Genomic DNA, 12938 nt, shown 5'->3' with positions numbered 1-12938 from the left:
CAGATAGGCTTGATATGCACAACAACATCTCTGTTTCACCCTTTAATGCTGAACAAAAAAATGCACCATTCTCTTACACAATAGATACCCACGATCTGCAGCATCATTATTTTACCGTTACTTTGCTAATCGAAAACCCAGATCCAAATGGAGTGCAGCTCCGGTTGCCTGCCTGGTTACCCGGCAGTTATATGATTAGAGATTTCGCAAAACATATTGTTGAGTTTTCCGCGGTTGGGATGGGTAAAAAGCTTAATTATACCCGGCCCGATAAAAGCACTTGGCATATCGAGCAATTCTCGGGGCCAATCACAATAATTTACAAAGTGTATGCCTTTGATCTTTCCGTTCGTACCGCTTGGCTCGATAGTGAATTTGGTTTTTTTAATCCAAGCGCAGTATGCCTAGAGGTTTTGAATGCGCCCACGGCAGCGAACGATAACAAAATTAATGACACTCGTTATCAACTGCAGGTTCTGCCACCGAAAAAAAATGCGGGAGCCGATAACCAGTGGCAACTCGCAACTGGAATGCCATGTATTGATTCCGATAAACGAGGCTTTGGCACCTACATTGCGAATGATTATGCCGAACTAATTGATTATCCATTCTTAATCGGCGCCCTTACCCACATTGAATTTACGGTTGCAAATATTCCACACAGCTTGGTGTTAGCCGGCCGCCATTTTGCCAACGAAACGCAACTTTGCAAAGATCTGAAAGCTATTTGTGAGGCACAAATTGAATTTTGGCAAGGAAATGTACCTTTCGATAATTACCAGTTTCTCACCATGGTTGTTGGCGAAGGCTTTGGTGGTTTGGAGCACCGCAATTCAACCGCCTTAATTTGCAGCCGGCATACACTAGAGCCCGGTTCCGCTAGCGCTGTGGTGAATGATGAATACCTTACATTCCTTAGCCTTTGTAGCCACGAATATTTCCATAGTTGGAACGTGAAACAGCTAAGGCCAAAAGCATTTCACCCTTATGATTTAAGCCAAGAGCAATATACCGAACAGCTTTGGTTTTATGAAGGCGTAACATCATACCTCGATGATTACTTTGTACAGAAAAGCGGAGTAATGCCTGCTGGGCAATTCATTCAACGTTTGGGGCAAAGTATTAGCAGAGCACTTCGCGGTAAAGGCCCACAACGGCAAAGTGTGCTGGAATCTAGCTCGTTAGCTTGGACAACTTTCTATCAGCAAAATGAAAATGCGCAAAATGCCATTAGTAGCTATTACAGCAAAGGTGCCGCCATTGCGCTGCTTACCGATTTAATGCTGCGCCAAGCAAGCAATCAGCTTTTGAGTATTCGTGATGTAATGATAAAGCTCTATATCGAGCACCGCGAGCATGGCACTAACCACATTGATTTAATTGCGGCAATTGCTAACGTTGGCAATCCAGAGATAGCCAAACATGTTCAACAATGGTTAGAAACTACGGCAACTCTCCCAGTTGATATCTGGCTTGAACAATTTGGCATTGAAGTGAGCCCGAATTCAGCCGAAGCGCTAACCTTACAACCGGGGTTGTCCGCTACGCTGGCAAATCAAGTTTCTCTTGGGGCGGTATTACAAGAAAAAGGTAACCAGATAGTTATCGCTAGAGTTTATGAAGATAGCGCAGCGGCATTAGCAAAAGTTGCGGTAAATGATCGCCTCGTTGCTATTGATTTTCTCGAGGTAACTCGGAATAACCTACAAAGAGCTTTCAACCGATACAAACCCGGCGAAACAGTAAAAATACATGTTTATCGTGATGATCAGTTGCTAGAACGGGAACTAACTTGGCAGGCGCCACAAGCTGATTGTTTTGCTCTTTCGATCAGAAACAAAGCAGCTTGTGAACAATGGTTACGATTTTAAGTTTCATAAAGGATGCTTAATCACGTTCGGGTAACAGTAATGCCGGATCAACCCGCACCGAACCCCAATTCATTCGCCAATCTAAATGCGGGCCTGTGGCACGGCCCGTAGCACCAATTTCACCAATTAAATCGCCGGGCTCAACAATTTGACCTTCTTCCACGTGAATGGCATGCAGGTGCAAAAAACTAGAAAAGATATTGTGGCCATGATCAATAATAATTGTACCACCGGAAAGCACCATATCCGGCGCAGTTAAGCGAACTTCCCCACCCGCTGGCGCGTACACTGGCGTACCCGTTGGCGCGGCAATATCCAACCCCCAATGTGGCGCACTTGGGTTACCATTCAAAATACGTTGGCTACCATACACGCCACTAATTCGGCCTTCCGCAGGCCAAACAAAGGATTCGGTGAAATTCAAACGATTGCTATTAATATCCCGCGCCGCGCCAATTTTAGCGTTATCTGCGCGTATCAGCGCTTGCACTTCCGGATCTGGCGTTACTGTTCGCTGCGGTAATCCATCGACGCGCTGAATATTAAATTCTCGGCTTTGTATTGAAAACTGCTGCTGCCAGCGCTCTCCTGCGGCTCCAGTAATCATAAGCTCGATATCGCCTTTATCATCGCGGCCAATACCAAAGACAAAATGGCCGTTGTGGCCCACTTTCAAAGTATTACCATTTAGTTTAACTTCCGCATTCGGAGCAGTACGGCCAACAATCATGGCCCCTTGCACAAAATCACCGGAAATTTCAGGCTCAAACACACTTACGCCGGAATCAGCAAGCACTGTGGGTGCCCATAAACAGGAAAGAACAAGCATAACAACGAACGGAAGTTGAACCATGCTTTTTGCTGTTCTGTGTTTTAACGTGCTAATTAACGCACTATTTACCCTACTATGCATACCCTATAGCTCCTTTACCCACACCTTCAAAAGCAATAACTTTTACCTTAGGCCTGTGCCTTGGAGTTGATTCCGCGACAATAGTTTCAGCAACTTCATGAGCTACATAATCAGCAATACACTCAACAGTTGTATCTGTGACCATCACTTCGTTCTCTTGTGCAGGCAATATTAATTCAAATAAGCCCTGTTCAGCCATATAGGAATAGCCTATGTGGTGATCGCCTACATGTTTTAAGGCCGCTGAACTCAACCGCATACTGCTAATTTCACTAATATCTTCCTCAGTACCAACATAAATATCTTCCCAGCGGCGCGACCAGCGCTGCTCCCATGCTGGGCTGCGCATACCATCAACAAAAATTTTAATGGCAGAGCGATGGCCATGGGCAATACGTTGGCAGTTGCCATCATGTTTTTTCAAGCCGTGAGTATAATGGTAATAGAAACCATTCATTTCTTCCGCTCGTAGGGTTAACTCTAGGCCTTTCACATTCGCCGGCAACTCACGTTTAATAACCGCCTGTAAATACGCAATGGTGGTTTCTTGGGTAATAGTATCGGAATCAATGAATGCATAAGCATCGGCTGGGCAATACAAGTGGATAGATTTATTTGGCCGTAAAAAATCAACCCAATAATGGGTTCCCGCTTCTTCCCGGGTTACCTGCGTAAACGAATGTTCTGCCGGTATCAGAAGCTTATGATCAACTGATTGATCGATAATGGCTTTTACCTGCTTTTTTACACGGCCGAAATCAAGCACCATTGATTGATCGTTCAATGACCCATCGAGAATAATATCCACAATCCAACTTTCGCCTACAATACCCCGCTCAGGGCATAGATAAGAAAAATCGATTACGGTGAGATCATTCACAAATAACTGCATTTAACGGCCTTCTAAAAGCAAAAAGAAAAAAATAACACAACATACAAGAGTATACCGGAATCAGGGGTGCTGCCACCACTGCCAAAGTAAATGGATTGCCAACAACCACAAAACTACGCCCATTACTCTATCGAACCAATAACCATGGCTAAGCAAAATTGAACGTATTCGAGTTTTTCCTATCATCAACGATAGAGAAGCAAACCATATGAAGGTGGCCAGCGCCAAATAGGCACCATATCCTGCTTTTACAACCAAAGGCGTTTGCACCGAGATAATCGATGTAAATAGAGCCAAAAAGAACATCGTTGCTTTGATATTTAGGCCATTCGTTAAAAACCCAACCGTAAATGCACGGGCTGGAGAAACCACCGGTAAAATTTCTATTTTAACATCGCCAGTGTTTACCGGTATTGGCGCGGAACGAATAGCGTTCCAACCGAGCCAAAAGAAATATGCACTCGCGACCAGTAACAACAGCTGATAAAGCCATGGCGTTTGGTTAATAATTAACGCAAGACCAAGAATAGAATACGTAACATGAATTAAAATTCCGATGCCAATACCCGCACTCACCCAAATAGCAGTTCTTGCTCCGTGCCGAACGCTATACCGACTCACCACAGCAAAATCGGGCCCGGGGCTCATCACAGCTAACGCGTGCGCTATAGCCATCGCAAGGAATTCAGCAAAATACCTTCCAGCAATAAGTTCTTCAAACATCGCTAAATAACTCTCCTAGCCTAAGCACATATAATTAAACATATTTGCGCAAATCATAGTTGTTTACTATGATGATTTAAAATCAACACGTTTTGATTAATGCGAAGCAATCTAAAGCCTGTTAAAACGCATTACTGCCCAAGTTTTCAGATTCAATATGGTGAACAATGAAAAATAATAACTTCCCATCGTTAAATGCATTACGCGTGTTCGAAGCAGTTTCTCGTTTAGGCAGCTTTAAAGCTGCAGCGGCAGAACTTAGCGTTACTCAATCGGCTATTAGCCGGCAAATTACCACACTCGAAGAACAACTGGGCATTCGTTTAATCCAACGGGATAACCGTGTTCACGCGCTAACACCGGCCGGTGATGCTTTATCGCCAGATCTATCGCGAGTATTCCGGCAAGTAGAACGTTTGGTCAAGCGCACGATGAAAAACGGCGAACATGCTCGGCGTACGCTTACCTTGGGTATTAGCAGTGAACTCCTGCGGTGGTGGCTTGGCCCAATGCTTGCGGAATTTAACCAGTTATACCCTCACCTTGAATTACAGTGTGTGCAAGTTCCGGAGTATTTGAGCCGGCAGAATGAAGCGCCATTAACTCATGAACTATTACATGGCGAATTAGACGCCCTACTCACTTTCTCAGCGCCCGCACAAAAAGCTATTGCAAATTGGTTGCTGAGCGATAGCCAACTCATTCTAATGCGCTCAGAAGGCGTTCTCGAGCCCTGCAAGGAATCTTTCCGAGATTGTAAGTTTGTGGCCGTGAATACCAACAAAGATTGGGATCGTTGGACCAAAGAGTTCGATACTAAGATATCGCCGGAACAGGTGCAATTAGTAAATAATACAAGTATGGCGGTAGAGCTTGGTCAATTCACCAATCGATTACTGCTAGTGCCTGATTTCTATGCCCGCGCCGCCTCGGAAGCGGGTTTACAAGAAGTACCGGGTTTTCGCCTTACTAGCCGCCATGGCCTGCACATTTCTGTGCGCAGAGAAAGCCAGCGAGAAATGGCAATTGTTGCCTTAGTCAATTGGTTACAACATGTCATCGAGAACCGCAGCCGCTGATATTCGGCTGCGGATATGCAGCTGCTAGAGCAAAGGCTCGAGATTTACTTGCCTTCGATCAGCTCTTCTTGCGTGTAAACCAATGAACGGCTATCCCAATACGACCAAATCCCAATATCGTAACCGTGTGTTAACGTTACACGATACTCTTGAATTCCTTCAGCTTCGCTGTAGTTAGCGTGAGTAATACTAGCAATATGGTAGGCAAGGCCATCACTTGCCGCTTCAGCTGATTCAACAAATGCTTCAATTACAATAACATTTTGCCAAACACGGCTATCGCCCTCACCAAAAGCCGTGTAGTTGATCGATACGGTAGCATCGCTAACTTCTTCTAGTTGAATTACAGCCATGCGCAATGAGAATAGCTCTTTGAACGGTTCTTTTTCTGCAAGAGAGCTGGTAAAAATAGGCGCAAAAGCTGCAAAAATAAAGAATATAGCCACAACAATAAAGTGCCCACGCCAAATTTGCTTAATGGGTTGTGGTTGCGCATCAACGTAAACCACATAAGTTCCCGTGGCAATATCGTGCAGCGATTGCCGAGTAGCGCGGTTGAATAAAACCAAATAAACAATAGCCAAAGAGCCACCAACACCGATAAAAGACGATACATACAGCATTATCGAAGGATTTGGAGTAGCTAACTGGGTTAAATCAGATAATGAGTAGGGTATTACCAGAATAGAATAGCGGCCGAGCGAGCGGAATAGAGATATTTGTGCGTTACTAGCATCAACAACACGAATAGCAAACAATCTTTTACCTATCGTTTGCCCGTTTCCAATAGAACTATTTAACACGCCAAAATAAAGAAGCGCTACAACAAGGCCAATCCAAAACGCGTGAGGCCCCATGGCAATAAACGCATCGGCAAATAGCCAGCCGAGAAGCGCGCCAAACATGCCAAGAACCACTGTATCAACAATTAAGGCCCCAACACGACGCCAAAAGCCCGAAATCCATTTTTCTGTAAATACATTAGACATGGTTATTCCATGATATTTAGGATAGAAGTAAATCGAAATTTTAAACTTAGATGCTTGGAAATGATACTTAGAAATGGTGCCCGGGGCCGGACTCGAACCGGCACGACCGTTAAGTCGAGGGATTTTAAATCCCTTGTGTCTACCAATTTCACCACCCGGGCTTTCAGTAGGCACTATTTCTAGTGTTTGTAATGCTGTGTAGAACTTTGGGAAGCTCTAGAAAACTGGAGGCGGGTCCCGGAGTCGAACCGAGATCCACGGATTTGCAATCCGCTGCATAGCCATTCTGCCAACCCGCCTGGGTTAAAATAAAGTTTGGAGCGGGAAACGAGATTCGAACTCGCGACCCCAACCTTGGCAAGGTTGTGCTCTACCACTGAGCTATTCCCGCGCTTAACTTTATTTCTCACCAGGGCGTTGCCCCAGTGGCTGTGCATTCTACCTGTCCCTTGATTTCAGTCAACAATAAATTTCGATTTTTAAGCTGTTTGCCTATTTTTTGAATGAAATGGCTAAAATATAGCTTATTAACTGTCTTTTGTTAGGTCTGCCCATGCTACCGTTAGATAAATGTACATCGACCACACCGTAAGAATGGCCGCCACATAGATAGCCATTACGCCTACTACATACACAAAAGTATTCGCACTCCATAGCAAACCGGTAAGCGCAATCATTTGTGCCGTGGTTTTTACTTTACCAATTGTTGATACTGCTACGCTATCGCGTTTACCAATTTCAGCCATCCACTCGCGCAAAGCAGAGATAATCAGCTCGCGGCTAATGATCAGCAACGCTGGAATCGTAATCCAAAGCGTTTGGTGATACTCAACTACCACGATAAGTGCAGCTGCGACCATTATTTTATCGGCAACTGGATCTAAAAAAGCGCCGAACTTGGTTTGTTGCTCAAGTTTACGAGCTACATAGCCATCGATGCCGTCGGTTATTGCTGCTAACACAAAAATTAAAGCGGCATAGAAATGTGCGTGCTCTATAGGTAAATAAAACACTGCAAGGAAAACCGGAATTAATATAATCCGGAAAGAGGTTATAATGTTTGGGATGCTCCACATACGGGCTTGATCTCACTTTTAAAAAATGGAAATTTATCGAATTCAGGCACTTGTTAAACGCAATGCAAAGGCCTATGCGGAAAATTATCTTTATTCATCATCTTTATTCATCACGCAACGCATAATAAATAGTTTCTGCAAGCGCCCTGCTTATCCCAGGAACATTTGCCAACTGCTCTATACTAGCGCTTTTTACCTGCTGCAATCCACCTAGATATTTTAATAAATTTTGGCGCCGTTTATTACCTACGGCTGGGATTTCTTCTAGAGTAGATGTTTTTCTAACTTTTGCGCGGCGCTGGCGATGCCCGGTAATTGCAAAACGGTGCGATTCATCGCGAATATGCTGGATTAAATGCAATGCGGGATCATCGGCGGGTAAATGCACGGTTTTCCGGCTAAATCCAAAAATCAGCGTTTCCAGCCCTGCTTTTCTGCTTTCGCCTTTGGCTACACCAATTAAAATAGGGGGTTGTGGCCAATCTTGAAAATACTCCTCAGCCTGAGTCAATTGCCCTTTGCCACCATCAATCAAGAGCAAATCAGGAACGTTCTCCCGCTCTACCGCTTGCTTATAACGGCGTTCCAGTGCTTGCGCCATCGCCGCATAATCATCCCCACCGGTGATACCTTTGATATTAAAGCGGCGGTAATCTGATTTACGCGGGCCATCTTGATCAAACACAACACAAGAAGCTACCGTTTCTTCCCCCATTGTATGAGAGATATCGAAACACTCCATACGCTCAATGGCAGCATCTCTTTGCAAAAATTTATGTAGCGCTTTAAATCGTGTTTGCATAGTAGATTGCAAACCCAATTTACTTTCAACTGCATTCATTGCGTTCTTCGTTGCTAGCGCTAAGTATTGTTGGCGTTCACCCCGCTTGGGCTGCACTAGCTTAACCCGCATATCCAAGGCCAAACACAATTGCTCGTTCAAAGCATTGCGGCTATCTAACTGTTCCGGAATAATAATTTCAGCAGGCACGCGTTGCCCATGTTGCTGATTTAAATAGTATTGAATTATAAATGATTCTAATACCTCAGCATCGCTGGTGTGTGCTGGAACTTTCGGGTAATAACTGCGGCTACCCTGCACCGAGTTTTGCCGAATAGACAGCAAATGAACACATGTAAAGCCAGAATTTCGATACAAACCGATTGCATCTAATTCGTGCTGGCTGCCGCTCACAGCGTTGCGTTCTTGTACTTGCCGCAAAGCTACAATTTGATCCCGCAGCATGCCGGCACGCTCAAATTCTAACTGCTCACTAGAGCGCTCCATAGCTGCAACTAGAGTATTGATTACTTCATTATTCTTGCCGCGTAAAAATAGTTTAACTAACTGCACTTGCTCAGCATATTGATCGTTTTCTGGCAGCCCAACACAAGGCGCTAAACAACGCTTTAATTGATGTTGTAAACACGGCCGGCTCCGAGCGCGATAATAACTATCATCGCATTGGCGCACCGGAAACAGTTTTTGCAATAAACGTAAGCTCTCTCGCACTGCACTGCCGTTTGGGAAAGGCCCAAAATATTCACCTTTTTCCCGGCGAGTACCGCGATGATAAGCAATACGAGGATGTTCATGCGCTGAAATAAAGATATAAGGGTATGATTTATCATCGCGCAACAAAACGTTGTAACGCGGCATATAGGTTTTTATGAAGCTATTTTCAAGAATTAACGCTTCTGCTTCACTGTTGGTAACGGTAACTTCCATATGAGCAATTTGCTTTACTAGCGCTTGCGTTTTTACCGAATCAACGTTCTTGCGGAAATAGCTCGCTACACGCTTGCGTAGATCTTTTGCTTTGCCCACATAAATTACCTCACCGTCAGCGGCAAACATTCGATAAACGCCTGGCTGGTGAGTAAGATTTTTAAGGAAATCTTGCGCGTTAAATAGATTTTCTTTCGCCATAGATAAAGGGGTTCAAGTACCTAAATTAGAGTGCAGCTCTGTGCACTTAATATTAATCAAATTATTAGGCTTTAGATTACCAGAACCCCTAGGCGATGTCTGCGTTATTACTACTGTTAAGCAGTAATCAGCGCTGCTTCATCGTTTGCCGCAGCATGAGCTTTTGCTGAGGTTTGAGCGAATGGTACATTAGTTGGAATAACCGCTTGATGAAGAGGTTTATTGCTAATATCGTGATTTATCAAGCCATATTTGTAGGCCAGATGGGTAATTTGCACATCGTTCTCAACATCTAATTTACGGTACAACCGATAGCGAAAGGTATTTACTGTTTTTCGCGATATATATAGCCGCTCAGAAATAGAGCTTACGGTAAGCCCTGTGCTAATTAACTGAAAAATTTGTTGTTCTCGGCGGCTCAACGAACTCAATAGCGGATGTTTCAGTAGTGGCCCTTGATAACGTTTCGCCATTTGCCGCAGAAGGTTTGGCGTGTAGCTCTGCCCCAACGATACTACCCGGCAGCCATGATTCACTTCATCAATCGAAGCTTCATTTAACAGATATCCTGATATTGCAGGCTCGTTGAATTTATAATCAAGCGCATGATTCAACTTATCGCACCACAACATCACCCGCAAAGCTGGGTTTAGTTTATGCAGTTTTTTCACTAACGCGCGAGTAGCCGATCCTGCAAATTCTTCACTTAGAACTAATACGTTTGCGGCTCGCTTCGAAACCAAAGCCTCTAAGCCAGGTCGATTCTGAGCAACATGCACCTTCCAGCGCAGTTCACCCAATTCATTTACAACTCCCGTGTGCCGAATCCCTTTGGGTAAGGCCACAATTACATCACTCATAACATATTTTCCTTGTCGCAAGTTATTGTTAATTTATGTACTTCTCCAGAAGTGCGTTATTTTTAGCCAAGTTCATTCATAAAATCAACACAAAAACGCAACTTAAATGCAACATAAGCTCATATTAAGCTCATATTAGGCGCCAAAGCATAATAACTTATGTTATGGATACTGTAGATGTAGAGGCCAAAATCAATAGCAAGCAGAGCCGTCTTTGTAGGCTATAACGCAAAAAGCACCCTACATAAGGGTGCTTTCATCTAAACCGACCGTAAACCGCCAACTCGAGGGATGGCCCTCCTAAATTATTCGATAGCGTCTCTGTGACGAACAGCGTTCATTATCTCGGCGAAGCTATTGGCGTGATGTCGAATTTGCACTGATTCCCCCGTTAGCTCTACGATACGCAGCGCTGGTACAACCCCAATGATTTCGCCCTCTTCGTGCACTAATAAGTAATCCTGACCACTACGATGTAAAGTAGCAACTACATCGCCAATTTTCGCGTGCTGTAATTGCTGGCGAGATACCAACGGCAATTTCGCAATCGGAATCATGATGTAATCAATCGTTAATTGCCCATGGGGAATTCTCAGATCGCGCGCTTTATTAATTGCTAATCTGCCATGAAACTCTTGTTTTGGCAGAATACCAACCAGTTCACCACCGCGATTTAACACACATGCATAACGCGCATTGCTGGCATCCATAAGCTCTTCCGCGTGTTCAAGCTCAACCGCTTCACTCATTTGCAATGGGCGTTGCGAGGAGAAATCTATCAGGGCGTGAAGCGAATTTTCATTCCAGCTCAATTTATTTTCAGTAAATGATTTAACCGTAGGCTTGCTTCCAGAGCTTTTTATAATGGGCAACGCCGTAAAGCTTAACGCAGTATAGGTAGACATAGAGGTAACTCCAATAAATCAAAAATAATAAATAACCTAATTTTGTGATTTACTGGTTTGAAGGCGGTGCTCTTGATTGGAAATGCCGGTAATTAGCGCTACTAACAGCATTGCATAAGCTTGCCGTTGAACAATAACTACTGAGCTTTGCGTTTGTAGTGTTCGAGGCTATCAGCGTATCAGGTTGATCACCTTCAGCTTCAGTGGGTGGAATCCAAAACTCACTGACATCAATTGCACTCTGATAACCATCCACAGGTGATTGCTGTTCAGATGCAACCGCTTGCGCAGAGACAGCACTGAACAAACAAACAAATATAAAATAGCGAAACAGATACATGGTGTTTTGCGCCAATGAGTGGGTACTGCAGATAACATATGCCCGCTCTTATACAAATACAAGAGCGGGCATAAATATATTTTCAGTTACCGTAAGGCTTGCTAACTGGCGGTTTGCGAAACCTCTCGATTATTGCCAAGGCACAAAAAAGCGCTGTTATGATAACAGCGCTTTTTTCAAAATTTGGCGGAGAGGGAGGGATTCGAACCCCCGGTAGGTATGAACCTACGCCTGATTTCAAGTCAGGTGCATTAAACCGAGCTCTGCCACCTCTCCAAATTGTGCGTTTCAACAAAACTGTTTAAAAGGTTCTTGCTGAAGACGGAGCGAATGATAAATACCTCGCCTCGGCTTGTAAAGTAAAAAACGAACATTTTTGTTTGTTTGCTGTAAAAATAGCCGAACCGAGGCTTTTTTCATCATCAAAGGCTGCAAATAAGCGCACGATCGCAATGATAGGTTAAATACCGGTGCGATATACACGATTTTAGTTGAAACCCTCCCCCGGTGATAAGGTATAGTAGAACTATTCAATAACACTGTGCTCTAAACTAAATAATACAGCGTATATTTAAGAAAGCTCTTTATCGTAGCTTTCGCATTCGATATGCAATGAGATATTTGTTTTTTAAGCCCATGAACAACAAGTACCTGGAGAAACTATCTATGAACAACCCTACTGTGCATACAGCGCGCCAAGAAACCTCAGTTGAGGTGAATAAGGTTCTACGCAATACGTATTCACTTCTCGCCTTAACTCTAGCGTTCAGCGCCATTGTTGCTGGCGTTGCCGGTATGATGAACTTGCCTTACCCAGGAATCCTTGTAACCCTCGTAGGATTTTACGGATTACTTTTTGCTGTCCACAAAACTGCTGATAGTGGTTTGGGCTTAGTGTTCACCTTCGCACTTACCGGTTTCATGGGTTATACCTTAGGCCCAATTCTCAACGCAGTAGTAGCAAATGGCGGTGCTGACGTTATCATGCTAGCTATGGGCGGTACCGCGGCGATTTTCTTTGCCCTTTCGGCTTATGTTTTAACTACTAAGAAAGATATGTCTTTCTTAGGCGGCATGATGTTAGCAGGCTTCGTAGTAATTGTAATTGCATTCATTGCCAACCTGTTCTTGCAAATGCCTGCGTTAGGTTTGGCGATTAGCGCTATTTTCATCCTGTTTTCATCGGGTGCGATTTTGATGCAAACCAGCGCTATTGTGAATGGCGGCGAGCGGAATTACATTCGCGCTACCATTACGCTGTTTGTATCTATCTACAACATTCTATTAAGCTTAATTAACATCTTAATGGCGTTAACTCGCGAATAATTAATTCGCTTAGCTCCGCATTCCAAACGCCTCG

At 44.1% G+C, this 12938-nt stretch carries 12 protein-coding genes and 4 tRNA genes; 3 read left to right on the top strand and 13 right to left on the bottom strand.

Annotated elements, in window-relative coordinates; translation table 11 throughout:
• Positions 1-14: 14 nt before the first annotated feature.
• Entirely contained in the window at positions 15-1871 is a 1857-nt protein-coding gene (locus tag A28LD_RS04120; protein WP_007419803.1) for a M61 family metallopeptidase, read from the top strand.
• A gap of 16 nt (positions 1872-1887) precedes the next feature.
• Here A28LD_RS04120 and A28LD_RS04115 read toward each other — a convergent pair whose 3' ends face one another.
• Genes A28LD_RS04115 through A28LD_RS04105 form a run of 3 tightly spaced genes read right to left on the bottom strand, consistent with a single transcriptional unit; the run spans position 1888 to position 4399 of the window.
• On the bottom strand, positions 1888-2784 hold the full coding sequence (locus tag A28LD_RS04115) for a M23 family metallopeptidase (RefSeq protein WP_007419802.1): 897 nt from the start codon (positions 2782-2784) through the stop codon (positions 1888-1890).
• Positions 2777-3676 carry a 6-carboxytetrahydropterin synthase gene (locus A28LD_RS04110; protein ID WP_007419801.1) on the bottom strand — a complete coding sequence of 300 codons (900 nt, stop codon included), beginning with the start codon at positions 3674-3676 and terminating at the stop codon, positions 2777-2779. Before A28LD_RS04110 ends, A28LD_RS04115 begins: the two co-directional genes overlap by 8 nt.
• Positions 3677-3736: 60 nt before the next feature.
• Complete coding sequence (locus A28LD_RS04105) at positions 3737-4399, bottom strand: LysE family translocator (protein ID WP_007419800.1); 663 nt, start codon at positions 4397-4399, stop codon at positions 3737-3739.
• Between the two features lie 167 nt (positions 4400-4566).
• Here A28LD_RS04105 and A28LD_RS11870 point away from each other — a divergent pair, with 167 nt between their 5' ends.
• On the top strand, positions 4567-5478 hold the full coding sequence (locus A28LD_RS11870) for a LysR family transcriptional regulator (RefSeq protein WP_007419799.1): 912 nt from the start codon (positions 4567-4569) through the stop codon (positions 5476-5478).
• A gap of 44 nt (positions 5479-5522) precedes the next feature.
• Here A28LD_RS11870 and A28LD_RS04095 read toward each other — a convergent pair whose 3' ends face one another.
• The 10 genes from A28LD_RS04095 to A28LD_RS04050 all read right to left on the bottom strand — a co-directional run bounded on the left by A28LD_RS04095 (position 5523) and on the right by A28LD_RS04050 (position 11854).
• Positions 5523-6467, bottom strand: a complete 945-nt coding sequence (locus A28LD_RS04095) for an RDD family protein (RefSeq protein ID WP_007419798.1) — start codon at positions 6465-6467, stop codon at positions 5523-5525.
• Between the two features lie 74 nt (positions 6468-6541).
• Positions 6542-6628 (bottom strand) — tRNA-Leu (locus A28LD_RS04090).
• A gap of 64 nt (positions 6629-6692) precedes the next feature.
• Positions 6693-6766: transfer RNA gene (locus tag A28LD_RS04085), tRNA-Cys, on the bottom strand.
• 17 nt (positions 6767-6783) lie between these two features.
• Positions 6784-6858, bottom strand: a tRNA-Gly gene (locus A28LD_RS04080).
• A gap of 136 nt (positions 6859-6994) precedes the next feature.
• The gene (gene pgsA / locus A28LD_RS04075; protein WP_007419797.1) at positions 6995-7543 is read right to left on the bottom strand and encodes a CDP-diacylglycerol--glycerol-3-phosphate 3-phosphatidyltransferase; all 549 of its coding nucleotides are present in this window, start codon (positions 7541-7543) and stop codon (positions 6995-6997) included.
• 103 nt (positions 7544-7646) lie between these two features.
• Positions 7647-9473, bottom strand: coding sequence for an excinuclease ABC subunit UvrC (gene uvrC / locus A28LD_RS04070; protein ID WP_007419796.1), 1827 nt, complete (start codon positions 9471-9473; stop codon positions 7647-7649).
• Between the two features lie 116 nt (positions 9474-9589).
• On the bottom strand, positions 9590-10333 hold the full coding sequence (locus A28LD_RS11865; RefSeq protein WP_007419795.1) for a LuxR C-terminal-related transcriptional regulator: 744 nt from the start codon (positions 10331-10333) through the stop codon (positions 9590-9592).
• A 305-nt stretch (positions 10334-10638) separates the two neighbouring features.
• Entirely contained in the window at positions 10639-11238 is a 600-nt protein-coding gene (locus A28LD_RS04060; RefSeq protein WP_007419794.1) for a hypothetical protein, read from the bottom strand.
• Between the two features lie 49 nt (positions 11239-11287).
• Complete coding sequence (locus A28LD_RS04055; protein ID WP_040486970.1) at positions 11288-11578, bottom strand: hypothetical protein; 291 nt, start codon at positions 11576-11578, stop codon at positions 11288-11290.
• 184 nt (positions 11579-11762) lie between these two features.
• Positions 11763-11854 (bottom strand) — tRNA-Ser (locus A28LD_RS04050).
• 390 nt (positions 11855-12244) lie between these two features.
• On the opposite strand from A28LD_RS04050, the gene A28LD_RS04045 reads away from it, so the two are divergent.
• A complete protein-coding gene (locus tag A28LD_RS04045) occupies positions 12245-12904 on the top strand; it encodes a Bax inhibitor-1/YccA family protein (RefSeq protein WP_007419793.1) in 660 nt (219 codons plus the stop codon).
• Positions 12905-12938: the final 34 nt, after the last annotated feature.

The sequence above is a fragment of the Idiomarina sp. A28L genome, assembly GCF_000218785.1.
Taxonomy (GTDB): Bacteria; Pseudomonadota; Gammaproteobacteria; order Enterobacterales; family Alteromonadaceae; genus Aliidiomarina.
This window is presented reverse-complemented; position numbering and strand designations above follow the sequence as displayed.

Excerpts from the sequence above, each read along its gene's own strand:
- A28LD_RS04120 (WP_007419803.1), top strand. The coding sequence starts at position 15 with ATGCACAACAACATCTCTGTTTCACCCTTTAATGCTGAACAAAAAAAT.
- A28LD_RS04115 (WP_007419802.1), bottom strand. The coding sequence starts at position 2,784 with ATGCATAGTAGGGTAAATAGTGCGTTAATTAGCACGTTAAAACACAGA.
- A28LD_RS04110 (WP_007419801.1), bottom strand. The coding sequence starts at position 3,676 with ATGCAGTTATTTGTGAATGATCTCACCGTAATCGATTTTTCTTATCTA.
- A28LD_RS04105 (WP_007419800.1), bottom strand. The coding sequence starts at position 4,399 with ATGTTTGAAGAACTTATTGCTGGAAGGTATTTTGCTGAATTCCTTGCG.
- A28LD_RS11870 (WP_007419799.1), top strand. The coding sequence starts at position 4,567 with ATGAAAAATAATAACTTCCCATCGTTAAATGCATTACGCGTGTTCGAA.
- A28LD_RS04095 (WP_007419798.1), bottom strand. The coding sequence starts at position 6,467 with ATGTCTAATGTATTTACAGAAAAATGGATTTCGGGCTTTTGGCGTCGT.
- pgsA (WP_007419797.1), bottom strand. The coding sequence starts at position 7,543 with ATGTGGAGCATCCCAAACATTATAACCTCTTTCCGGATTATATTAATT.
- uvrC (WP_007419796.1), bottom strand. The coding sequence starts at position 9,473 with ATGGCGAAAGAAAATCTATTTAACGCGCAAGATTTCCTTAAAAATCTT.
- A28LD_RS11865 (WP_007419795.1), bottom strand. The coding sequence starts at position 10,333 with ATGAGTGATGTAATTGTGGCCTTACCCAAAGGGATTCGGCACACGGGA.
- A28LD_RS04060 (WP_007419794.1), bottom strand. The coding sequence starts at position 11,238 with ATGTCTACCTATACTGCGTTAAGCTTTACGGCGTTGCCCATTATAAAA.
- A28LD_RS04055 (WP_040486970.1), bottom strand. The coding sequence starts at position 11,578 with ATGTATCTGTTTCGCTATTTTATATTTGTTTGTTTGTTCAGTGCTGTC.
- A28LD_RS04045 (WP_007419793.1), top strand. The coding sequence starts at position 12,245 with ATGAACAACCCTACTGTGCATACAGCGCGCCAAGAAACCTCAGTTGAG.